Below are 22,320 nucleotides of genomic sequence, written 5' to 3' on the forward strand. Positions count from 1 at the left end.
GGCCATTCATCGCACAGGCCGATACCGACGCTGTCTGACGTCCGGGCCTGGCTGTTCCTTGGCCGTGTGAGCTTTTGAGGCCTGTTTCCGGGCGTCGACCCAGGCTTCGACTTCTTCCAGGTCCCAAACGACGCAGCGTGGTGTCAGCCGGAAACGCCGGGGGAATTCGCCACGTTGCTCCATTTCGTAGATGCTCGTTTCTGACAGCGGCACGATCTGGTGCAGTTCGCGGCGCCGGATCGTGCGGCGAAAAGGAAGTGGAGAGCCCTTCGGGAATTGTGGAAGATCGTCGTACTGCCTCGTGCCAGGGAGGGGCAGGGGAGCATGGGCGTTCTCTGGTTTTTCGAGCAGTGTTGAGTCGGCAGCCATCGTCCGGGCTCCATGATGTTTGCAATGACGTCATGGTGGCTATTGGTGGCGATTGAGACAACTTGCTGTGGCGAAGCAGGGCGTATGAGTGGTCATGCCGGCGTTCCGCGCGGGCAGCGCCCAGCGCTTCGTGCCGAATCACAGTCATTCGGCACTGGTCCCCGATGCCTCTGGCCTGGACCGTTGATCCGAGCCTGCGCGTGCTGCGCACTTGCCAGTGGCGGGAGTGTGGCTGAGTGAGGGGGCATGCGGTCTTGCTGTTCCCTTCTCCGTATCCGGCACCGGCTTATCCTCAGTATGAACATAGTGCATAAACATCGTCACGGTCTTGTGGCCTGTGAGCTTCATGCCCACTTTGGTCGGCACGCCCGAGTTGTCAATGTCGGTCGTCGCCCGGTGCCGGATGCGGCGCGTCAGGCAGCGGCGCGCAGTGTCAATGCGCTGATGACGGCCAGCTATTGGGAGATTGGCCGCCGGATCGCCGAAGCCGAGAAGAAAGGCTGGCGGCCGCCCGGTTACGGCGAGCAGTTGATGGAGCGATTGTCCGCAGACTTGACGGCCCGACTCGGGCGCGGGTTCGGTGTCAACAACCTGGAGAGCATGCGGCGTTTCTTCCTCGCTTACCCGCAGCCTGAGATTTCCCAGACAGTGTCTCGGAAATTCGACCTCTGCGAACTGACCCAGGTCTTCACCCTACCTTTGCGAGTTCAATCATGAACGAAATACATCGCCCCATTTTGGTTTTCGGAGCCACCGGCCGGCAAGGCGGATCGGTGGTCAAAGCGCTGCTGAAGACTCATTGGCCGGTTCGTGCGTTTGTGCAAGACCTGTCCGAGCCCGCGTCCGTCGCGTTGCAGGAGGCGGGCGCTGAACTCGTGCAGGGGACATTGGAAGATGCCAATGTCATCGCGTCAGCCATGAAGGACGTGCACGGCGTCTTCAGTGTGATGCCCGCCAGCCTCTCGGCAGAGGATGAGGTTCGTTATGGAACGTGCATTGCTGATCTGGCGGCAAAGAACCATGTCGATCATTTCATCTATTCCTCGGGTGCGAGCGCTGGCGACAAACTGACTGGTGTCCCGCGCTTCGACGCCAAGCCCCGTATCGAGGCACATATCCGCGAACTGCCGCTCACGGCAACCATCGTCCGTCCCATGATCTTCATGGAGATGCTGGTGCGTCCCGGCTTCGGTCTTGATGAAGGGCGGCTGGTTTCCCTGATCCACCGCGATCATTCGATCCACCTCACCGCCGTGCAGGACATCGGGAAGATCGTTGCAGCCATGTTCGCGGACAAGGCCCGGTTTGCCGGGATGACGTTGAAGATCGCCAGTGATCGCGTGACGGGCCATGAGCTGGAGGCGGCTTTCTCGGAAGCTGCAGGCAGACCCATCACCTATGCCCGGTTCCCGGATGAGGTCCTGGCCGCCAATGCCGATCTGGCGCACATGGCATCAAGCCTGGAAGATGGCCCTCTCGCAGAGCGAGTAGACCTCGACTTGATGCGAGAGATCAATCCTGAACTCGTCTCCTTGCGTTCATGGTTGAAGGGGGAGGGGTTCGAGAAGCTTGAAGAAGCACTACTCTGGAGACCAGCGTAGGTACTCGAAATTCTGAAGCAGTTCAGTCAAGGGAAACCATGAAAGCATTTGTCTATGACCGGCCCGGATCACCGGATGTCCTTCGTTATACGGACATCCCCGACCCCGTCTGTCCACCCAACGGGGTTGTGATTAGGGTAGAGGCTGTCGCCCTCGAAAGAGGGGATCTGATCAATCGCGCGTCATCGCCGCCGCCTTACCCTGACTACGTCCTTGGCTATGCGGCAGCAGGCGAGGTCGTTGCTGTGGGTCGCGATGTTCACGATCGTCGGCTTGGCCAGAAGGTCACGAGCTTCGATGTGTCGGGATCGCATGCCCAATTGCGTGCCGTAGCCGCGAGCAAGACTTGGCTGGTACCGAAGGGTCTAGACATAGCGGTCGCAGCAGCATTACCGATTGCGTATGGAACCGCGCACCACTGCCTTTTCGCACGCGGCGACTTGAAGCGTGGCGAGACCGTACTGATCCAGGCCGCGGCTGGTGGTGTTGGAAGCGCTGCCATACAGCTTGCACATCAGTCTGGTGCAACCGTGCTCGGGACGGTATCCGGCGTGGAAAGGGGCAAACGTCTTGCGGCACTTGGACTGGATCACGCAATCGATCTTCGGGTGGTCGACGTGGTGGAGACGGTCATGCGGCTGACCGATGGGCGGGGAGTCGACCTAGTGGTGGACCCGGTGGGAACGACCCTGCAGGATTCCCTGGCGATGCTTCGCCCCGAAGGCCGTTTGGTCTTTGTCGGCAATGCTGGCGGACCTGCGCTGCAGGTTGATCTGTGGTCCGCGCTTCAGGCGAATCAGTCCTTGCTTGGCGTTTTCATGGGAACGCAGCTTGAAAAACCCGAGGTGCATGAGACGGTTTCCCGGATGCTGGAGCAGGCGGCCGATGGAAGCCTTGATGTGCTCATAGACCGGTCCTTTCCGCTTGCCGAAGCGGCGCAGGCCCATGCGTATGCCGAAGGCGCTCCCACGCTCGGGCGCGTCGTCCTGGTCTGAGGCTGATCCGCCATCTATCTGCCGCCGGAGAAACTGCTCAAGTTCTGACTGTGGACGTTCCACTACGAAACTTCCGTTTTTCTGCTCAACACGCCACAACGCGCTTTCGCTTGCGGCGTTTTTCTTGAGTGCGATGCAGCCCAAATTCTTTCCAATTACTCGACTTTTCTCCCGATAACAGTCTTTGACCGGCACCGACCTGGCACTGATCCTCACGCCATCCGGCACGTCCTTGTGCCGCGAGTGAACGAGGAATCAGCGCAGAGGTAATCGGAGGTCAGTCATGCAAGCTCAGGGCGTGTTGTTTGGTCAGATCGCCGCCGTTTTCGGCATCGTGATCGCCGGTGTGTGGAGCGCCACGCAATGGACAGCCGCTGCTCTGGCCTACCAACTACGCCTTGGCTCGCCGTGGTTTGATTTCTTCGGCACGCCGGTCTATCACCCTTGGCGGTTGTTCGAGTGGTGGTTCTTTTTCGATGCCTACGCGCCGCATGTCTTCGACATTGGCGGAGCCATCGCGGGCGGCAGCGGCCTGGTGGCCGTGGTGGTCGCCATCGCCATGTCGGTGTGGCGCTCGCGCCAATCGCGCCTTGTCACCACCTACGGCTCGGCGCGATGGGCCGATACCACCGACATTCGCAAAGCCGGACTGACGCAGCCCGCCGGCATCTTCCTCGGCAAGTACCGCGACGAGTACCTGCGCCATGAAGGCCCGGAACACGTCCTGACCTTTGCGCCCACGCGCTCGGGCAAGGGCGTCGGCCTGGTGGTGCCGACGCTGCTGTCCTGGCCCGCGTCCGCCGTCATCCACGACATCAAGGGCGAGAACTGGCAGATCACCGCAGGCTGGCGCTCGCGTTTCTCGCACTGCCTGCTGTTCAACCCCACCGATGCGAAGTCGGCGGCCTACAACCCGCTGCTGGAAGTCCGGCGCGGCGCGCATGAAGTGCGCGACGTACAGAACATTGCGGACATTCTGGTTGACCCCGAAGGCGCGCTGGAGAAGCGCAACCATTGGGAGAAGACCAGCCATGCGCTACTGGTCGGGGCCATCCTGCATGTGCTCTATGCGGGCGAGGACAAGACGCTGCGCAGCGTCGCCAACTTTCTGTCCGACCCGGCCAGCCCGTTCGAGCTGACCTTGCACCGGATGATGACCACGAAGCACCTGGGCGATGCGCCGCACCCGGTTGTCGCGTCCGCTGCCCGCGAAGTGCTCAACAAGTCGGACAACGAGCGTTCGGGCGTGCTGTCCACGGCCATGTCGTTCCTCGGCCTGTACCGCGATCCCACGGTAGCCGAAGTCACTTCGCGCTGCGATTGGCGCATCGCCGACCTGATCGCATCGGAGCATCCGGTGTCGCTGTATCTGGTGGTGCCGCCCTCGGACATTTCGCGGACGAAACCGCTCATTCGCCTGATCCTCAACCAGATCGGCCGGCGGCTCACCGAATCGCTCGACGGCAGCGACGGCATCGAGCGCCGCCACAAGTTGCTGCTGATGCTCGACGAGTTCCCGGCGCTGGGTCGCCTGGACTTCTTCGAGACGGCGCTTGCCTTCATGGCCGGCTACGGCATTCGCAGCTTCCTCATTGCGCAGTCGCTCAACCAGATCGACAAGGCGTATGGGCAGAACCATTCCATCCTCGACAACTGCCACGTCCGCGTGACGTTCGCCACCAACGACGAACGCACGGCCAAACGCATTTCCGAAACCTTGGGCACGGCCACTGAGTTGCGCGCCCAGCGCAACTACGCGGGCCACCGGCTCGCGCCGTGGCTGGGGCACCTGATGGTGTCGCGCCAGGAAACGGCACGTCCGCTGCTGACGCCGGGCGAAGTGATGCAACTGCCGACTGATGAAGCGGTGGTGATGGTGTCCAGTGTCGCGCCGATCAAGGCGAAGAAGCTGCGCTACTACGCCGACGCCAATTTCAAGAACCGCGTTTTGTCGCCGCCCGCGCTCGCGGCGGGGCAGTACGCCGATGCGCCACCGGCCCGGCCCGACGACTGGAGCGGCCTAGCGATACCCGCTGTACCAGCGGCTCCGGCTGCGAGCCTGTCCAGCGATGGCGCAGGCACCGCCGACGACGGCGGCCCGCGCCGTCAGCCGGAGCTATCCGAAGTCACCGAATACAGCCCGGAACCGCAGCCCGCAGGCACTGACCTGGGGCTACTCGATGACGACGACGACCTGCCGTTGCCGCTTCCCCGCCAGTTCGACCCGGCCATGCAGCGCACGGCCCGGCTGGCTTCCCTCGACCCGAACGACGGAATCGACCTATGAGCCAATACCGCCTCAATCTGTTCATCCAGCCCGAGCACGCCAAGCGCCTCGAAGAACTCGCCGCCAAGAAAGGCGTGTCCAAGTCGTCCATCGTCGCGGCGGCGCTCGCATCGTGGCTGTCGCCCGATGCCGGCGACCAGCGCGAGGCGGCCATTGCCAAGCGGCTGGATCGCATGTCTCGGCAGGCCGAGCGCTTAGAGCGCGACCAGAACATCCAGATCGAAACGCTGGCGTTGTTCATCCGATACTTCCTGACCGTCAGCACGCCGGTTCCCGAAGCCCATCAGGACGCGGCTCGCGCCCAAGGCAAAGCGCGTTTCGATCAATTCGTGGAGCAGCTTGGCCGCCATCTGCTGCGTGGCCGCAGCCTGGTGCGTGACGTGGTGGAAGAACTGCACCCCGACCCAATGCGGATGGACGACGCGGCAGCGCTGGCAGAAACCCATGAACGAACTGCGGAGCGTGCGTCATGAGCGCCGTTCCGCAGAACCCGCCCGAACGCTCATCCACTGCGGCTTTGCTGGATCGCCGTATCCAGATGCTGCGCACCGCAATGGGGCCGGTCATCGCCACCGCGCTGGCTGACCCGGACGTGGTGGAAATCATGCTCAACCCCGACCGGACGTTGTGGGTTGATCGCCTGTCATCGGGCCGCGCGCCGCTTGGCATAGAACTACCTGAAGACGATGGCGAGCGCATCATCCGCCTGGTGGCCGCGCACGTCGGCGCGGAAGTGCATCGCGGCCGGCCGCTCTTGACCGCCGAGCTGCCCGAAACCGGCGAGCGGTTCGAGGGCATCTTGCCACCGGCCGCGCCCGGCCCGGCCTTCGCGCTGCGCAAGCGCGCCGTGAGCATCATCGGACTGGATCGCTACGTCGCCGACGGCATCCTGACCACCGGGCAGGCGGACTTTCTGCGCCGCGCCGTGCGCGAGCGCCAGAACATCCTAATCGCCGGGGCGACGAGCAGCGGCAAGACCACGCTGGCGAACGCGCTGCTGGCCGAGATTGCCGCCACCGGAGACCGCGTGCTGGTGCTCGAAGACACCATCGAGCTGCAATGCGCCGCCCGCGACCACGTTCCGCTACGCACCCGCGCAGGCGTCGTGTCCATGACCGAGCTGGTACGCGCCACGATGCGCCTGCGGCCCGACCGCGTGATCGTCGGTGAAGTGCGCGGCGGCGAAGCCCTCGACTTGGTGAAAGTGTGGGGCACCGGCCATCCGGGCGGCATCGCCACGATCCACGCCGGTTCCGCGCTGGGCGCGCTGCTGCGCCTGGAGCAACTGATTCTCGAAGTGGCGGTGAACCTGCCGCGTGCGCTGATCGCAGAAGCGGTCAACGTCGTCATCCACATCGACGGGCGTGGCCGCAAGCGCCGCGTCAAAAGCATTGCCCGTGTCGTTGGCTTTGACGGAAACGGGTATCGCCTAGCGGACGCGCTGGAAACCTTGTTTCCCGGGCCGTCGCCGCTTTCTTTCCCATCCATTGACCAACCTGGAGAACTGTCATGACGCAGATGCACGCTCACGCTTTCCGCTTTTCTATCAATCCTCTTCACCGCCTGCGCTGCCTGGCCCGTCCGGCGGGGAAAGGGTTGCTGCTCGCTGCGTTGCTGCTGTTCCTGGCCGGTACGGCACAGGCATCCGGTTCCTCGATGCCCTGGGAAGGCCCGCTGCAATCCATCCTCGAATCCATCCAGGGGCCGGTGGCACGCATCGTCGCGGTGATCATCATTATCGCCACTGGCCTCGCACTCGCCTTCGGCGATACGTCGGGCGGCTTCCGCAAGCTGATCCAGATCGTGTTCGGGTTGAGCATCGCATTCGCCGCGTCCTCGTTCTTCCTGTCGTTCTTCTCGTTCTCCGGCGGGGCCATCGTATGAGCACGGGCAATGATCTTCCGGGCTTCGAGGTGCCGCTGCATCGCTCACTGACCGAACCGATCCTCATGGGTGGTGCGCCGCGCACCGTGGCAATCGCCAACGGCACGCTGGCCGCCGCCGTCGGGCTGGGCCTGCAATTGTGGATTCCCGGCGTAGTGCTCTGGATCGTTGGCCATTCGCTGGCCGTCTGGGGCGCGCGCGTCGATCCGCAGTTCATGCAGGTCTTCGCCCGGCACATCAAGCACAAGCCGCTGCTGGACGTGTGACGAGATGCCGACATGCTGAACATTGCCGAATACCGCCAGCGGCCTGCGCTGCTGGCTGACTGGTTGCCCTGGGCTGGACTGATCGCGCCGGGCGTCGTCTTGAACAAGGACGGTTCGTTCCAGCGAACAGCACGCTTTCGCGGGCCGGATCTGGATAGCGCCACGCAAGGCGAGTTGGTTGCTACGTCGGCGCGACTGAATAATGCGCTACGTCGCCTTGGAGCGGGGTGGGCGCTATTCATTGAGGCCGAGCGTCGTGCTGCCGCCGACTATCCGCATTCCGAATTCCCTGAACCACTGTCCTGGCTGGTGGACGAGGAACGCCGCGCGGCCTTCGAGGAATCGGGCCATCACTTCGAGAGCGCTTATCACCTGACGCTGGCCTACCTGCCGCCAGAGGAATCCCACGCTCGCGCCGCCAAGATGCTCTACGAGAACGCACCGGGCGATGGCGTGGACTGGCGGGGCAGGCTCGATGCCTTCGTGGCGGAAACGGATCGAGTCTTTGACCTGCTGGATGGCGTCATGCCGGAAATCGACTGGCTGGACGATGCGCAGACGCTGACTTACCTGCATTCGACCATCTCGACGCGACGCTACCGCGTGGACGTGCCCGAAGTGCCGTTCCACATCGACGCGCTGCTGACCGACTCCGCGCTGATCGGCGGCCTCGCGCCCACGCTGGGCGACCAGCACCTGCGGGTGGTGTCGGTGCGGGGCTTCCCGACTTCGACCTGGCCGGGGATTCTGGACGATCTCAACCGCCTGGGCTTTGCCTATCGCTGGTCAACCCGGTTCCTCTGCCTCGACAAAGCCGAGGCGGAAAAGGAACTCGGCCGCCTGCGCCGCCAGTGGTTTGCCAAGCGTAAGAACGTCATTGCGCTGCTGCGCGAAACGATCTTCCAGCAGGAAAGCCCGCTGGTGGATACCGATGCCAGCAACAAGGCGGCCGATGCCGACGCCGCCTTGCAGGAGCTGGGCAGCGATCAGGTGTCTTTCGGGTACCTGACGGCCACCGTCACCGTGATGGACACAGATGCCGCCGTTGCTGATGAAAAGCTGCGCATGGTGGAGCGCGTCGTCCAGGGCCGGGGCTTCGTCACCATCCCCGAAACCTTGAACGCAGTGGATGCCTGGCTATCGTCCATCCCCGGAAACGCCTATGCCAATGTGCGTCAGCCCATCGTCTCGACACTGAACTTGGCACACATGATGCCGGTGTCTGCTGTATGGGCAGGGCCAGAGAAGAATGCGCACCTGGACGGCCCGCCGATGATCGTCACCCGCACCGATGGCGCGACGCCTTTTCGGTTGGTGACACACATCGGCGATGTGGGCCACACGTTGGTGGCCGGGCCGACCGGCATGGGCAAGTCAGTCCTGCTTGCCACGCTGGCGATGCAGTTCCGCCGTTACCCCGGTTCCCGCATCTTTGCCTTCGACATGGGCCGTTCGATGCGCGCCACCATCCTCGGGCTGGGCGGCGAGCATTACGACCTGGGCAACGATGGCGAGATTGCATTCCAGCCGTTGGCCCATATCGACCAGGAAGGCTATCGCACCTGGGCCGCCGAATGGATCGAAGGCCGCCTGCTGCACGAAGGGGTGACAGTCGGCCCGGATGAGAAGGCGGTCATCTGGTCGGCACTCGGTAGTCTGGCGGGCGCGCCGGTGGAACAACGCACGCTGACCGGGTTCTCGGTGCTGCTGCAATCGAATGCGCTGCGGCAGGCGCTATCTCCCTATGTGCTGGGTGGCGCGCACGGCAAGCTGCTGGACGCAGATTCAGATCGGCTGGGCACGGGTTCCGTGCAGTGCTTCGAGATGGAAGAATTGATGCACAGCAAGGCGGCGGTGCTGGCCGTTCTGGGGTATCTATTCGCGCGCTTCGATGAGCGCTTCGACGGCGCGCCGACGTTGCTGATTCTGGATGAAGCCTGGCTGTTTCTCGATGACCCGGTATTCGCTGCGCGTATCCGCCAGTGGCTCAAGACACTGCGCAAGAAGAACGTGTCGGTGATCTTCGCCACGCAGAGTTTGGCCGACATCAAGGATTCGAGCATCGCTCCGGCAGTGATCGAAAGCTGCGCCAGTCGCATATTCCTTCCGAACCCGCAGGCGACCGAACCGCAGATTCGCACGATCTACGAAGGTTTTGGACTGAATTCGCGGCAAATCGAGATCGTGGCGACTGCACAGCCCAAGCGTGACTACTACTACCAATCGCGCCTGGGCAATCGCCTGTTCGACCTTGACCTGGGGCCGGCCACCTTGGCCTTTGCAGACGCGTCGTCTCCGCAAGACCAACGCGGTATCGACCAAATGTTGACCCAGGCTGGCGCTCCTGGCTTCGCCGGTGCTTGGCTGCGCCATCGCGGCCTGGATTGGGCGGCCGACTTGATGCCTTCTTTCTTCGCTTCTCAACCAACGGAGATTTCATCGTGAAGTCCAAGACCCATTTGCTGTCCGCTTCTCTCGCTGCCGTGCTGTCTGTGTCGCTGCTAGCCATGCAGCCTGCATCCGCCATCACGGTGTTCGATCCGGCCAATTTCGTTCAAAACACGCTGACGGCCATCCGCACGCTGGAAGAAATCAACAACCAGATCAAGCAGCTTCAAAATGAGGCGCAGATGCTGATCAATCAGGCGCGCAATCTTGCCAGCCTGCCGTCCAGCGTGGTCGGCCAGTTGCGCGCCAATCTGGCGACGACCGAGCGGCTGATTGCCCAGGCCAAGGGGTTAGCCTATGACGTGACGAATTTCGATCAGGAGTTCGCGCGCCTGTATCCCGAGCAGTACGCCGCCACCGTCAGCGGCGACCAGATGTTCCGCGACGCGCAAGAGCGTTGGAAGAACACGATCAATGGCTTGCAGACCACCATGCAGATGCAGGCGCAGGTATCGCAGAACCTGGGTGAAGACGAAAGCGTGCTGGCAGACTTGGTGGGCAAGAGCCAGTCGGCCCAAGGTGCGCTGCAAGCCATGCAGGCCATGAACCAGTTGCTGGCCTTGCAGGCCAAGCAGTCGATCCAGTCGCAGCGGCTCCAGATCACGCAAGACCGGGCCGCCTCGCTGGAACTGGCGCGGCAAGCGGCGGCCACCGAGCGTGCCCGCGAAGTGCGGCGGCGCTTCCTGGGCACCGGCACGCCGTACACGCCGCAGACCGTCAATTTCTACAACAACAACTGACGGAGGCGGCCATGCGATGCGCTTTCGTCCTGCTGGCCGTGTTGCTGACCGCTTGCGGTCAGCAGCCAGCCGAGAACCTGACCGATGCCTTGGCAGCCGATCCCGTGCGGCTCAAAGCGCTGCGAGCGCAATGTGCAGCGAATCGGCTGGCAGTGGGCGAAGACGCCTGCGGTGCTGCTTCCGAAGCGTTCCGCCAACGTTTCTTCTCCGGCCACACCGGGCCGGACGAATACAACTCGCTGGCCGAACTGCCGCCGATTCCTGCCAGCTTCGATGAGCCTATCGGCGACAACGAAGCAGCGGACATGCCTGCGCAGGAGGACACGCCATGAATGATGTGACCATCATCGACAAGTTCCTCGATACGTTCTCGCGCTACATCGACTCGGGTTTCGGACTGCTGCAAGGTGAAGTGGCGTTCCTGACGGCCACGCTGATCGTCATCGACATGACGATTGCGGGCCTGCACTGGGCCATGAGCCACGCCACCGGCCAGGGCGAGGACGTGATTGCCAAGCTGCTGCGCAAGGTGCTTTACGTCGGTGCCTTCGCCTACATCCTCAATAACTTCAACTGGCTGGCCGGCATTGTCTTCCGGTCGTTCGCCGGCCTGGGCCTGACGGCCACCGGCTCGACCCTGACGATGGAGAACTTCCTGAAACCGGGCCAACTGGCGAAGACCGGCATCGACGCTGGAGCGCCGATCCTGGAGCAGATCGGTGACCTGGCTGGCTTCCCCGAGGTGTTCGTGAACCTCGATCCGATCATGGTGCTGTTCCTGGCTTGGCTGGTGGTGATCCTGTGCTTCTTCGTGTTGGCCGTGCAGCTTTTCATCACCCTGATCGAGTTCAAGCTGACCACACTCGCGGGCTTCGTACTGGTGCCGTTCGCGCTTTGGAACAAGACCTCGTTTCTTGCGGAAAAGGTGCTCGGCAACGTGGTGTCGTCGGGCATCAAGGTCCTGGTACTGGCCGTCATCGTCGGCATTGGTTCGGGACTGTTCGCCGACTTCCAGACCGTGCCGGATGAACCTTCCATCGACCACGCCTTGGTGGTGATGCTCGCTTCATTGGCCTTGCTGGCGTTGGGCATCTTTGGGCCAGGCATTGCGACCGGCCTGGTATCCGGAGCGCCGCAGTTGGGTGCGGGCGCAATGGCAGGCGCTGCTGTCGGTGCAGCCGGTACGGCGGTTGCCATTGGGGCCGCCGCAACTGGCGTAGGCGGTGCCGTCGCTGCCGGGGCGCGCATGGCTCCTGCTGCCGCCAAGTTGGCTGGCAGCGGCGCGAAGGCTGCTACGTCCACGCTGGGTAGTGCTCGCTCGGCATTTCAGGCTGGCTCCGCCGCTGCGGGTGGTGGAGCCAAAGGCGCAATGGCTGGCCTAGGCAACGTTGCCAAGACCGGTGCACAGGCCGCGGGCAAGAAAGTGGGCGCTGGAGCCAAGGCCGCTGCCGGAAAGATGGCCAGCCCCTTCCGCGAAGGGTGGAACGGCTCAGGCGCTGGCGTAGCGACAGGAGCAGCACCAGGCGCGGCCAGTGGAAACGGTGCCTCCAACGCGCAACAACAGCCCGCCTGGGCCAAGCGCCTGCACCGACGCCAGCAGATCACCCATGCAGCGACGACTGCTGCCCACACGCTGCGCGGTGGTGACGGTGGCGGTTCCGGGCAAGGCCCGAGCTTGCGTGATTCCGACTCTTGACCATTAGGAGAAACATCCATGCGATTCAAACGACCGCAGGTGCGCTACGCCGATATGCCGCAGCCTGCCACCCCATATCAAGCTGCCGCACAGGTCTGGGACGACCGTATCGGCTCAGCCCGCGTGCAGGCCAAGAACTGGCGTTTCATGGCCTTTGGTTGTCTGGTGCTGGCGTTGTTGATGGCCGGCGGTCTGGTCTGGCGATCGGCGCAGTCCATCGTGACGCCTTACGTCATTGAGGTCGATCAGGCCGGACAGGTGCGCGCCGTCGGTGAAGCCGCCACACCGTACCGGCCTGCCGATGCGCAGATCGCGCACCACCTGGCACGCTTCGTTGGCATGGTGCGTTCGCTGTCCATTGATCCCATCGTGGTGCGGCAGAACTGGCTCGACGCCTACGACTACACCACCGACAAGGGTGCGGCGGTGCTCAACGACTACGCCAGCAAGAACGATCCCTTCGCCCGCATCGGCAAGGAGTCGGTGACGGTGCAGATCACCAGCGTGACCCGCGCCAGCGACACGTCTTTCAACGTGCGCTGGACGGAACAGCGATTCGTCAACGGTGCCGCCGCTGGCACCGAGCGGTGGAACGCCGTGCTTTCCACCGTCCTGCAAACCCCGCGCACCGAGCAACGCCTGCGCAAGAACCCGCTGGGCATCTACGTCAACGGCCTGTCGTGGAGCCGCGAACTGGATTCGTCCGAAGGAGCCAAGCCATGAACGCACTTTTCCGTAAATCCGTTTTCCCGTTGATCCTGCTGGCCTCGACTGTTCTGTTCTCGGGCTGCGCCTCGCAGGGCAAGCCGCCGCCGTCCATCTCGCTTGATGAGCCTGTGCAGGCGCAGCCGCTGCCCGAGCCGCCTGCGCTGGTGGAGGTTGTCACTGTGCCCGAGCCGCTGGCGCTGCTGGCGCAGTTGAAGCCGTTGCCCGAGGCGGACGCGGCCCCGGCTACGCCGGAACCTGCCGACGAGAAGGTGCGTGTTTCGCGTGCGAATGCCGAGGCGCGCATCGCGCCCACGCGCGAGGGCTACGTCAATGCAATTCAGGTGTGGCCTTTCATCGATGGCGCGCTCTATCAGGTCTATGCCGCGCCGGGGCGCGTGACCGTGGTTTCGCTCCAGCCGGGCGAAGAACTGGTGACTGTTGCAGCAGGTGATACCGTGCGCTGGATCGTTGGCGACACGTCCAGCGGCAGCGGCGCCGACCTGCGCGTCAATGTGCTGGTGAAGCCCATCCGCTCGGGCCTGAAAACCAATCTGGTCATCACTACCAGCCGCCGAACGTACCTGCTGGAGCTGACCTCGACCGAAAAGGCGTGGATGGCGTCGGTGTCCTGGGACTACCCGAAAGACCGGATGCTGGCTTTGCAGCGCCAGGCGCAGGCGGCCAGCGCCGCCGCGCCGGTCGATACCGGCTTGTCGCTGGAGAAGATCCGCTTCCGCTACGCGGTCAGCGGCAGCAATCCGCCGTGGAAGCCGCTGCGCGCCTTCGATGACGGCGAGAAGGTCTATATCCAGTTTCCGCCGGGCATCGCGCAAGGCGACCTGCCGCCGCTGTTCGTCATCGGTGCGCAGGGCGACGGGCAACTGGTGAACTACCGTTTTCGCTCGCCGTACTACATCGTGGATCGGCTGTTCGGCGCGGCCGAACTGCGCCTGGGCGGGGAGGGCGGTGACGTGGTGCGGATCGAACGCACGGATGGCGTGGCCTCAAGGAGTGGGAGGAACTGACGATGAGCCAGGACGACACACCCAACCTCATCACGCCACAGGCGGGCAAGGTAGCGCCCGAGGCGGTGGCGCTGCGCGCGCAACCGCGCCCGGTCACGCGCCTGAACCGGCGCACGCTGGCCATCCTCGCAGGCACCCTGTCTGTCGCCGTGCTCGGCGCGCTGATGTGGTCGCTGCAACCGCAGCGGCGCGGGGCTAACGAGCAGAACGAGCTTTACAACGTGGATCGCGTCTCGAAGTCCGAAGGGCTGGATGCGTTGCCGGCTGACTACTCGAAGCTGCCGACCAAGGTGCCGGAGCTGGGGCCGCCGCTGCCGGGTGACCTTGGGCCGGCCATCGTGAAGTCGCAGCAGCCGGTGACGGCCGCTTACGCGGCCCCCGGCCACGATCCCGCCGACGCGCTGCGCAAGGAAGCCGAATCGGCGGCGGCATCGTCGGTGTTCTTCCGCTCGGGTTCGCAGCAAGCCGCGCCGGTGGCGCAGACGCAGGTAGCCGCTGCGCAGGGTTTCTCCGCCAATGCGGCCTTCGACCCGCTGGCGGCTGGCCCGGCCTCGACGGCGGCCCAGCCTGCCGACCCGACCGCCGTGCAGAACCAGCAAAACCAGAAAGAGGCGTTCCAGAAAGCCGGAACCACGGAAACCCGTAATTCCGGCAATCTGACCCTGCCGGCTTCGCCGTATCAGGTCATGGCCGGAACGGTGGTCGCCGGGGCGCTGGTGACAGGCATCAAGTCGGACTTGCCCGGCGACGTGATCGCCACGGTGACGGAGCCGGTCTATGACACCGCCACAGGCAAGTTCCTGCTGATCCCGCAGGGTTCGCGCATCCTGGGCAAATACAACAGCCAGGTCAGCTACGGGCAGAGCCGGGTGCAGGTGGTGTGGAATCGGATCATCCTGCCCGACACGTCTTCGCTCACGCTCGACAACTTGGCCGGCACCGACCCGGCTGGTTATGCCGGCTTGGAGGATGACGTGGACTACCACTGGGGTCGCATCTTTGCCGGTGCCGCGCTGACGACGCTGCTGGGTGTCGGTGCCGAGCTGGCCGCGCCGGAGAACCGGCAGGATGGCAACCGCATCACCATCGCCGGACGCGACAGCGCCCAAGACAGCATCAATCAGGTCGGCCAGGAGACGACCCGGCGCAACATGAACATCCAGCCCACACTGGCGAGCCGCCCCGGCTTGCCGGTGCGCATCATCGTCAACCGCGATCTGGTGTTGCGGCCTTATCAGCCACTGTTCTCCAACAAGAGGACTTCACCATGAGCACGACCAGGAAACTGCGTCTGGGGCCGCTGCCCAAAATGGAGAGCGTGAAGTTGACCTTCACTTGCCCGGCCAGCCTGAAAGCCGACCTCGACCGCTACGCCGCGCTGCACGCGCAGGCGTATGGCGAGGCCGTGGATGCCACGACGCTGATCCCGCATATGCTGGAGGCGTTCATGGGTGGGGATCGGTGGTTTAAAAGAGAGCAAAACAAAAAATCTGCCATCGAACCGTGATGCCGACGCATAAATCGTCATCAGCAAACGCGCGTCAACGATTGTTGTCGCCTAGCTTGATGCCCAGCGACCATGCCGCCATCGCGATGATGAAGATCGCGAAGAACTGCGCGGCCGGGAGAAATCCCAGGTGCTGGGCAGCGTAACCTGCAGCCATTGCCAAAAGCGCGTTGGGCAGGTAGCTGGCAATGTAGAAGGCCGAAACCAGTCCGGCGCGTTCCTCCGCCCGCGCCTGTGTCACCAGGCTGCGCAGCACACCCAGGAATCCGCCACCGAAGCCGATGCCTGTCGGCAGCGATCCCAGCAGGATCAGAATTGGGCTGTGCAGCACCGTGCCAGCTAAAACCAAGGCCGTGCCAGCGATGATCGTCAGCCCAGCCCAACGACGTGCGTCCGCCGCAGACCGGTTGCGCAACAGCAGTACCGCTGCTGCTCCCGCTAGTGTCATGACCCCGACTGCAGCGCCACTCAGCCATGCCATGGACGGGGTGGATGCCATTTCATGGAAGAGTCCTGGCAACAGTGAGAGGAACAGCGCGCCCAAACCCCAAACCGCCACATTCAGCGGAAGAATGCGCACGAAAGTCGAGCGCAAGCCACGCGGAATCTCGATCCTTGGCCGCAGCGACCAGCCATTACTGCGGCGATCAGGGAACGTTTCTGCAGACACCAGCGTCCGGACGAGCTGAATCAGGCTGATACCAATTGCAATGGCGTACACGAGGCGCATAGGAAGTGGCGCGAACTGGACCAATGCGCCAGCCCCGAGTGCGCCCACGGCCATGCCGACCATAGGCGCCAGGCTATTAATCAGTGCGCCGGTCTTTTGATCCACATCCAACAGCGCTGCAGCCACGGCAGTGGTCGCGATTCCGGTGGCGAAACCTTGCACCAGCCGTGCGGCAACCAGCCAGTGGCCGCTGTCCGCAACCAGGAACATGACCATCGCGACGCACTGAACCATGAGAGCCGCCACGATGACCGCGCGCCTGCCGAAATGGTTGGACAGTGCGCCCAAGAAAAGCAGAGAGAGCAGCAGTGCGCCGACATAGGCAGCGAAGATCACACTGATCAGGAAGGCCGAGACTCCCCAACTGGCCTGATACAGCGGAAAAAGCGGGGTCGTCATGCCCGACGCCGCAAAGAACAGAATGATGGTCAGGCCGTGCAGCGCCAACGAGGCCGTTGTGCCTCCGCTGGCTGGCCGTGTGTGCTGAAGAGTAGTCATAACATGTCGCCTTCGATAAAAGCTAAAATATTGCTTTTGAGACGTACTCTACCACTAAAGCTAATTATTTGCTTTAGTGGCGATTGGCTTTGAAGCGACAGCTATCGGGACACACCATGAAAGATGCAGGGCTTTCCTTGAAGAATCAGACGGATGCGACCCAGCTGGTAGGCAGTCGTCCCGGTGGCCGTGCCGCACGTATACAGGCGGTCGTGCTGGAGGCAGTGGAGTCGCTCAAGAAGGAAAAGCCCACGGCTGAAATCACCGTGCCGATGATCGCCGCCCGGGCAAATGTGACGCCTTCGACGATCTACCGCCGTTGGGGCGGTGTGGCACCGTTGTTAGCCGATGTGGCGGTGCGCCAGTTCCAGGCCGATGCGCTACCGCCTGATAGTGGCGACTGGCGCAAGGATCTGTCGACATGGCTAGAGCAGTTTGTCGACGAGATGGGCTCCGGGCCGGGCCGTGACTTGCTGCGCGAAGCGCTGGCGCTAGGCAATACTGGGCGGGCGGGACAATGTACAGAATGCATCCTCAGCACCCTGGACAGCATCATCGCCAGAGGTGTGGAGCAAGGCGCTTCGCCCCCCGACTCGCAGAGACTGCTCGATCAGGTGGTGGCGCCAGTGATCTATCGCATTCTGTTTACGCCCAAGTCACCGGATATCGCTTACGCCACGGGCCTGCTGGATGAGTGTCTTGCGCAAGCGGCATCACAATCGGCACGAAAAACAGCGTGACAAGCAGCCGTAAGACGATGCAGCGATTGCTGACGATTTGCTTGTCAACTGCTGCTCAAGCCAGTTCCAGCGTGAAGCGGGGATGGCTCGCGATGACCTGACAGATTTGCTCAAAGTACGTCGGGCCGTGGCCGGCCTCCAAGGCATGCAGTGTTCCCAGCCAGTGCTTGTGGTTGAAGGTGTCAGGGCGGGCCAATTTATCGAGGTAGTGGGCACGTGTGGCGGCGACATCGAGTCTGGAGCGACTGTGTTCGGCATTCAGCCAGCGCAGCCTCACTGGCGCATTGCCTTGCGCTGCGCCATACCCGCCGTAGAGCATGTCGTTCAAGGCATCCAGGCTGGCGCCCAGTTGCCAGTCTTCCTGCGCCATGAAGACGCGATTGATTTCAGCGTAGAAGCCCGCGATGCTATCTATGCGGGCACCGTCGATTGTCAGTGTGTGTTCGGGGGAGTTCGTTTGAGTCATGCATCAGTGGCTGTAAAGTGAAGCCGCCTTATGGTTCGAAGTTGCGGCAGGTTGGTGGATTGCCCAGCGCGCATCAATGCATCGCCGCGGCCTCCACAAGCTGGGCGGGCTCCATCAGCGCAAATGCCGAGCGCATTTCGCGGACCTCCTCGCCGGGGCTGCGGCCGAACAGGCGCTTGAACTCCCGGTTGAACTGCGAGGGGCTTTCGTAGCCGACGCGCACCGCAGCGCCAGCGGCGGTGACATGGTCGCGGATCATCATCAGCCGTGCCTGGTGTAGCCGCACCGACTTGATGTACTGGATGGGCGAGGTGGCAGCCACAGTCTTGAAATGCGCATGAAAGGCCGGCACGCTCAGGCCCGCCTCGCGCGCCAGCGCGGCTACGTCCAGCGGCTGGGCGTAGTCGTTGTGGATGCGCCGCAGCACGCGTGCGATGCGGCCGAAGTTGCCGTGGCTGGCCAGGGCTGCGCGGATGGCGCCGCCTTGTTCTCCAAGCAACACGCGGAAGCACAACTCCCGCACGATGGCCGGGCCCAGCACCCGCGCTTCCAGTGGCGAGCGCAAGGTGCGCAGCAGACGCACGGTGGTGTCGGCCAGTGTGGCGTCCAAGGGCGTCGAGACGATGCCAGCGGGCGCCGTGGACGTGGCGCTGGCTTGTTGATCGACTTCGATGACCAAGTCGGCTACAGCGGTCATGTCCAGACGTACTGACACCGCCAGCAAGGGCTCGTCGGGGCTGGCATCGGTTTCGGTGGAAAACGGCAGCGGCACCGACAGCACCAGATAGTGTTGAGGATCGTAGTGGTAGACCCGGTCTGCTAGGTAGCCGCGCTTGTGGCCTTGGCAGACGATGACGATGCTCGGCTCGTACAGCACAGGTGTGCGGCCCAATGGCCGGTCGGCGCGCATCAGGCGCACGCCGTCGAGCAGCGAGCGGGTATGGCCTTCCTGCGGGGCCAGTTGCAGGATCAATTCGGCCATTTCCGCTTGCCGTGACATATCGGGTTGCGCATGGGGCATGCCGTTACCTTCGGGGATGATGATATGGCTATATTTTTGCATCATATTGCCTTGTAAAAGTATTTCATAAATAGGATTGGGCAATGATGCAAGAGGTATCGACCTAGTCCGTCCAGGCCCTCGTCTCTACGATTTCACCTTGTTCGCAACCCCTTGGCTTGCCCTTGCGCAGGCCAAGAAAGCACAAGGAGAAATCATGCAATCCATCGCATCGGTCACCGCCAAGGTCATCGTGCTCACCGGTGCCAGCAGCGGCATTGGCGAGGCCACGGCCCGCCATCTGGCGCGACAGGGCCACTACCTTTACATCGGCGCGCGCCGCCTGGACCGGCTCACCGCCCTGCAGGATGAACTGCGTGCCGAGGGCGGCCATGTTGAGGCGGTGCAACTGGACGTCACGCGCCCTGAGGATCTGCAAGCGATCGTTTCCCAGGCCCATGCCGCGCACGGACGGATCGACGTCCTCGTCAACAACGCCGGCGTCATGCCGCTGTCGCCGCTGGCCGCGCTCAAGATCGACGAGTGGAACCGCACGCTGGACGTCAACGTGCGTGGCGTACTGCACGGCATTGCTGCCGTTCTGCCGATCATGCAGGCGCAAGGCCAGGGGCACATCGTCAATATCGCCTCGGTCGGCGCCCATCAGGTGTGGCCGTCTTCGGCGGTCTATTGCGCCAGCAAGTTCGCGGTGCGCGCTATCTCCGATGGCCTGCGCCAGGAGACCGATGCCATCCGCGTCACGCTGGTCAGCCCCGGCGTGGTCGAGTCCGAGCTGGCCGACCACATCACCGACGAGACGACACGTGCAGCCATGCGCGACTTCCGCCGCATCGCCTTGCCGCCGCAGGCCGTGGCGCAGGCCATCGCCTACGCGATCGCGCAACCCGATGACGTGGACGTGAGCGAGCTCATCGTGCGTCCCACGGCCAGTCCGTATTGATCCTGACATCTATTCATTCACAAGGAGTTTTCATGTCAGAAGCCAACATTTCCTCACTAACCCTGCCGTTTGCCGGGCGCGTAGCCATCGTTACCGGCGCCGCCAGCGGCATCGGCCTGGCAACCGTCGAGCTGCTGCATCGCCAAGGCGCGCGCATTGTCGCAGTCGGTCGTGGCGACAACGTCAACGCCCTGGCGCGCGAGGGCGTGGTGCCCGTAGTGGCCGACGTGGCGCAGGAGGCCAGCGCCGCGCTGGCCGTGAAGACAGCCATCGAGCAATTCGGCCGCCTGGACATCCTGGTCAACAACGCCGGCATCATCATCAACCGGCCCGTGGCCGAGATGAGCCTGGAGGAGTGGAACCAGGTGCTGGCGGTCAATGCCACTGGAGCGTTCCTGTTCTCCCGGGCGGCCATGCGTCCGATGATGGCGGCGGGCAGCGGTGCCATCGTCAACATCGGTTCCTACGCTTGCTACCAGAGCTTTGCCGGCATCGCTGCCTACGCCGCGTCCAAGGGCGCGCTGGCACAACTGACTCGCACCCTCGCGCTGGAAGCGATCAGCCACGGCATCCGCGTCAACGCGGTCGGCTCGGGCGATGCGGTCACCAACATCACCAATGCCATCCAGTCCGACGGTCAGGCCTACCTGGCCGAACATGGACGCAAGGCGCCCATCGGCCGCGCCGCGCGTCCCGAGGAAATCGCGCAAGTCGCAGCCTTCCTGGCCTCGGACCAGGCCAGCTACATCGTTGGCGCGGTGGTCATGGCCGACGGCGGCATGAGCGTAGCCATTCAGTAACGCAACCCATATTTCAACCTCACAGGAGTTTTCATCCATGCAACAACAAGCCCATCCTTCCAAGGTCTGGTTCATCACGGGTGCAGCACGCGGCATCGGCCTGTCTCTGGCCCGCCAGGCGCTCGCGCGGGGCGATGCCGTGGCAGCCACCTCGCGCACGCTGGCCAGCCTGCAACAGGCCTTTGGTGACAGCGACAAGCAGTTGCTGCCGTTGGAAGTGGATCTGGTCAAAGAAACCAGCGTTCAGGCCGCCATTGACAAGACCGTCGCCACCTTCGGCCGCATGGACTGCGTGGTCAACAACGCCGGCTATGGCCAGCAGGGCACCATCGAGGCGCTGAGCGATGCCGAGCTGCGCCGCAACTTCGACGTCAACGTGTTCGCGCCGCTGCACGTGCTGCGCCATGCGTTGCCGCATCTGCGCGCCCAGCGCGGCGGGCACGTGTTCAACGTGGCGTCCATCGTCGGCTTCCAGGGCGGCTATGCGGGCTGGGGCAGCTACGTGGCCTCCAAGTTCGCCATCGCTGGCCTGACCGAGACCTTGGCCGCCGAACTGGCCGAGCTGGGTATCAAGGCCACCGTGGTCTATCCCGGCCCGGTGCGCACTGGTTTCCTGTCCAAGGACACACTGGTGGTGGCCAAGCGTTCGATCGCTGACTACACCGAGGCGCAGGCCTCGCTGGATCTGCACTTGAACGGCCTGGACGGCAAGCAGGCAGGCGACCCAGAAAAAGTGGCCACGCTGATCCTGCAAGCCGCAACCGTTGCCGAGCCGCCGGTGCACCTGTTCGCGGGCAAGATCGCCAACACGCTGGCCGAGCAGAAGATGCAGGCAGTGCGCAAGGATCTTCAAGCCTGGCGCGGCGCATCCGATGCCACGGATTTCGCCGAGTAATATCGCACGAGGGCGGGCGCGCGGCTGGGTGCTGCGTGCCTCTCCGGTGCATCAGGAGATCACACCATGCTCAATGAGTTGCCCGCTGAAAAGGCCTACCGCATCCTCGAATCCGGTCCCATCGTGCTGGTCGCCACGCGCGGAGTCGATGGTCGCGCCAACCTGATGACGATGGGTTTTCACATGATGATGCAGCACGATCCACCCTTGGTCGGTGCGGTCATCGGCCCCTGGGACCATAGCCACCGGGCGCTGTCGGAGACGGGCGAATGCGTGCTGGCGGTGCCGACGGTGGATCTGGCCGAGACGGTGGTGGACATCGGCAACTGCTCGGGCGATGCACTCGACAAGTTCGCGCATTTCGGTCTGACGCCCGCGCAAGCACACGCGGTGGATGCACCGCTGGTGCGCGAGTGCTGGGCCAACCTGGAATGCCGTGTCGTCGACGATGACTGGACACGCCGCTACAACCTGTGGGTGCTGGAGGTCCAGCGCATCTGGATCGACACTGCGCGCAAGGAAACGCGGTTGATCCATCACCAGGGCGACGGCCGTTTCAGCGTCGATGGAAACACGCTCGACTTGGGCGAGCGCATGACCAAGTGGCGCTACTTGATGCGCTGACGTCCCAGACCACTCAGGCGGCGACAGGCCAGCATCGCCTATGTGACGGGCCGATCCAGGCCAGGGTAGGTACAGCCCTC

General features: G+C 63.5%; 24 protein-coding genes and 2 pseudogenes. 21 read left to right on the forward strand and 5 right to left on the reverse strand.

Annotated elements, in window-relative coordinates:
• Window positions 1-6: 6 nt before the first annotated feature.
• Window positions 7-369: a helix-turn-helix transcriptional regulator gene (locus EV687_RS15870; RefSeq protein WP_122229239.1), complete on the reverse strand. Its 363-nt coding sequence runs from the start codon at window positions 367-369 to the stop codon at window positions 7-9.
• A gap of 273 nt (window positions 370-642) precedes the next feature.
• A pseudogene (locus tag EV687_RS19470) lies at window positions 643-783 on the reverse strand (integrase); the annotation flags it as partial.
• Between the two features lie 30 nt (window positions 784-813).
• On the opposite strand from EV687_RS19470, the pseudogene EV687_RS15880 reads away from it, so the two are divergent.
• The 16 genes and pseudogenes from EV687_RS15880 to EV687_RS15955 form a co-directional block, all read left to right on the forward strand.
• A pseudogene (locus EV687_RS15880) lies at window positions 814-1,068 on the forward strand (DUF1016 N-terminal domain-containing protein); the annotation flags it as partial.
• A gap of 14 nt (window positions 1,069-1,082) precedes the next feature.
• A complete protein-coding gene (locus EV687_RS15885) occupies window positions 1,083-1,970 on the forward strand; it encodes an NmrA/HSCARG family protein (RefSeq protein ID WP_207226480.1) in 888 nt (295 codons plus the stop codon).
• Window positions 1,971-2,008: 38 nt separating this feature from the next.
• Window positions 2,009-2,965, forward strand: a complete 957-nt coding sequence (locus EV687_RS15890) for a quinone oxidoreductase family protein (RefSeq protein ID WP_122229235.1) — start codon at window positions 2,009-2,011, stop codon at window positions 2,963-2,965.
• Window positions 2,966-3,248: 283 nt separating this feature from the next.
• Window positions 3,249-5,252 carry a conjugal transfer protein TraG gene (locus tag EV687_RS15895; RefSeq protein WP_122229233.1) on the forward strand — a complete coding sequence of 668 codons (2,004 nt, stop codon included), beginning with the start codon at window positions 3,249-3,251 and terminating at the stop codon, window positions 5,250-5,252.
• Window positions 5,249-5,725, forward strand: coding sequence for a ribbon-helix-helix protein, CopG family (locus tag EV687_RS15900; protein WP_122229231.1), 477 nt, complete (start codon window positions 5,249-5,251; stop codon window positions 5,723-5,725). Before EV687_RS15895 ends, EV687_RS15900 begins: the two co-directional genes overlap by 4 nt.
• Window positions 5,722-6,765, forward strand: a complete 1,044-nt coding sequence (trbB, locus tag EV687_RS15905; RefSeq protein ID WP_122229229.1) for a P-type conjugative transfer ATPase TrbB — start codon at window positions 5,722-5,724, stop codon at window positions 6,763-6,765. Before EV687_RS15900 ends, trbB begins: the two co-directional genes overlap by 4 nt.
• Window positions 6,762-7,136: a TrbC/VirB2 family type IV secretion system protein gene (locus tag EV687_RS15910; protein ID WP_122229227.1), complete on the forward strand. Its 375-nt coding sequence runs from the start codon at window positions 6,762-6,764 to the stop codon at window positions 7,134-7,136. Before trbB ends, EV687_RS15910 begins: the two co-directional genes overlap by 4 nt.
• Window positions 7,133-7,402: a VirB3 family type IV secretion system protein gene (locus EV687_RS15915; RefSeq protein WP_122229225.1), complete on the forward strand. Its 270-nt coding sequence runs from the start codon at window positions 7,133-7,135 to the stop codon at window positions 7,400-7,402. The genes EV687_RS15910 and EV687_RS15915 overlap by 4 nt, the downstream gene beginning before the upstream one ends.
• A gap of 12 nt (window positions 7,403-7,414) precedes the next feature.
• Entirely contained in the window at window positions 7,415-9,847 is a 2,433-nt protein-coding gene (gene trbE, locus EV687_RS15920; RefSeq protein ID WP_122229223.1) for a conjugal transfer protein TrbE, read from the forward strand.
• Window positions 9,848-9,909: 62 nt separating this feature from the next.
• Complete coding sequence (gene trbJ, locus EV687_RS15925) at window positions 9,910-10,590, forward strand: P-type conjugative transfer protein TrbJ (protein WP_242612697.1); 681 nt, start codon at window positions 9,910-9,912, stop codon at window positions 10,588-10,590.
• A gap of 11 nt (window positions 10,591-10,601) precedes the next feature.
• Window positions 10,602-10,922, forward strand: coding sequence for a hypothetical protein (locus EV687_RS15930; RefSeq protein WP_122229219.1), 321 nt, complete (start codon window positions 10,602-10,604; stop codon window positions 10,920-10,922).
• Window positions 10,919-12,286, forward strand: a complete 1,368-nt coding sequence (gene trbL / locus EV687_RS15935; RefSeq protein WP_122229217.1) for a P-type conjugative transfer protein TrbL — start codon at window positions 10,919-10,921, stop codon at window positions 12,284-12,286. Before EV687_RS15930 ends, trbL begins: the two co-directional genes overlap by 4 nt.
• Window positions 12,287-12,304: 18 nt before the next feature.
• Window positions 12,305-13,009 carry a conjugal transfer protein TrbF gene (gene trbF / locus EV687_RS15940; RefSeq protein ID WP_122229215.1) on the forward strand — a complete coding sequence of 235 codons (705 nt, stop codon included), beginning with the start codon at window positions 12,305-12,307 and terminating at the stop codon, window positions 13,007-13,009.
• Window positions 13,006-14,019 carry a P-type conjugative transfer protein TrbG gene (gene trbG / locus EV687_RS15945; RefSeq protein ID WP_122229213.1) on the forward strand — a complete coding sequence of 338 codons (1,014 nt, stop codon included), beginning with the start codon at window positions 13,006-13,008 and terminating at the stop codon, window positions 14,017-14,019. The genes trbF and trbG overlap by 4 nt, the downstream gene beginning before the upstream one ends.
• Before the next feature lie 2 nt (window positions 14,020-14,021).
• Window positions 14,022-15,290, forward strand: coding sequence for a TraB/TrbI/VirB10 family type IV secretion system protein (locus tag EV687_RS15950; RefSeq protein ID WP_122229210.1), 1,269 nt, complete (start codon window positions 14,022-14,024; stop codon window positions 15,288-15,290).
• The gene (locus EV687_RS15955; RefSeq protein ID WP_122229208.1) at window positions 15,287-15,526 is read left to right on the forward strand and encodes a DUF2274 domain-containing protein; all 240 of its coding nucleotides are present in this window, start codon (window positions 15,287-15,289) and stop codon (window positions 15,524-15,526) included. The genes EV687_RS15950 and EV687_RS15955 overlap by 4 nt, the downstream gene beginning before the upstream one ends.
• A 34-nt stretch (window positions 15,527-15,560) precedes the next feature.
• On the opposite strand, the gene EV687_RS15960 is transcribed toward EV687_RS15955, so the two are convergent.
• On the reverse strand, window positions 15,561-16,754 hold the full coding sequence (locus tag EV687_RS15960) for an MFS transporter (RefSeq protein WP_207226481.1): 1,194 nt from the start codon (window positions 16,752-16,754) through the stop codon (window positions 15,561-15,563).
• A gap of 116 nt (window positions 16,755-16,870) precedes the next feature.
• Here EV687_RS15960 and EV687_RS15965 point away from each other — a divergent pair, with 116 nt between their 5' ends.
• Complete coding sequence (locus EV687_RS15965) at window positions 16,871-17,494, forward strand: TetR/AcrR family transcriptional regulator (RefSeq protein WP_162846603.1); 624 nt, start codon at window positions 16,871-16,873, stop codon at window positions 17,492-17,494.
• Window positions 17,495-17,549: 55 nt separating this feature from the next.
• Here EV687_RS15965 and EV687_RS15970 read toward each other — a convergent pair whose 3' ends face one another.
• Together EV687_RS15970 and EV687_RS15975 are read right to left on the reverse strand one after the other, a co-directional pair.
• Window positions 17,550-17,960, reverse strand: coding sequence for a barstar family protein (locus EV687_RS15970; RefSeq protein ID WP_122229206.1), 411 nt, complete (start codon window positions 17,958-17,960; stop codon window positions 17,550-17,552).
• A 73-nt stretch (window positions 17,961-18,033) separates the two neighbouring features.
• Window positions 18,034-18,942: an AraC family transcriptional regulator gene (locus EV687_RS15975; RefSeq protein ID WP_122229205.1), complete on the reverse strand. Its 909-nt coding sequence runs from the start codon at window positions 18,940-18,942 to the stop codon at window positions 18,034-18,036.
• Between the two features lie 235 nt (window positions 18,943-19,177).
• On the opposite strand from EV687_RS15975, the gene EV687_RS15980 reads away from it, so the two are divergent.
• From EV687_RS15980 to EV687_RS15995, 4 genes are all read left to right on the forward strand, one after another.
• A complete protein-coding gene (locus EV687_RS15980) occupies window positions 19,178-19,921 on the forward strand; it encodes an SDR family oxidoreductase (RefSeq protein WP_122229203.1) in 744 nt (247 codons plus the stop codon).
• Window positions 19,922-19,953: 32 nt separating this feature from the next.
• Window positions 19,954-20,721 (forward strand): SDR family NAD(P)-dependent oxidoreductase, encoded by a 768-nt coding sequence (locus EV687_RS15985; protein WP_122229201.1) that lies wholly within the window; start codon window positions 19,954-19,956, stop codon window positions 20,719-20,721.
• Window positions 20,722-20,758: 37 nt separating this feature from the next.
• Window positions 20,759-21,616 (forward strand): SDR family oxidoreductase, encoded by an 858-nt coding sequence (locus tag EV687_RS15990; protein ID WP_122229199.1) that lies wholly within the window; start codon window positions 20,759-20,761, stop codon window positions 21,614-21,616.
• A gap of 66 nt (window positions 21,617-21,682) precedes the next feature.
• On the forward strand, window positions 21,683-22,240 hold the full coding sequence (locus EV687_RS15995; protein WP_122229197.1) for a flavin reductase family protein: 558 nt from the start codon (window positions 21,683-21,685) through the stop codon (window positions 22,238-22,240).
• The last annotated feature ends 80 nt before the right edge of the window (window positions 22,241-22,320 follow it).

Origin of the sequence: Corticibacter populi (assembly GCF_004217315.1) — a bacterium.
GTDB lineage: Bacteria > Pseudomonadota > Gammaproteobacteria > Burkholderiales > Burkholderiaceae_C > Lampropedia > Lampropedia populi.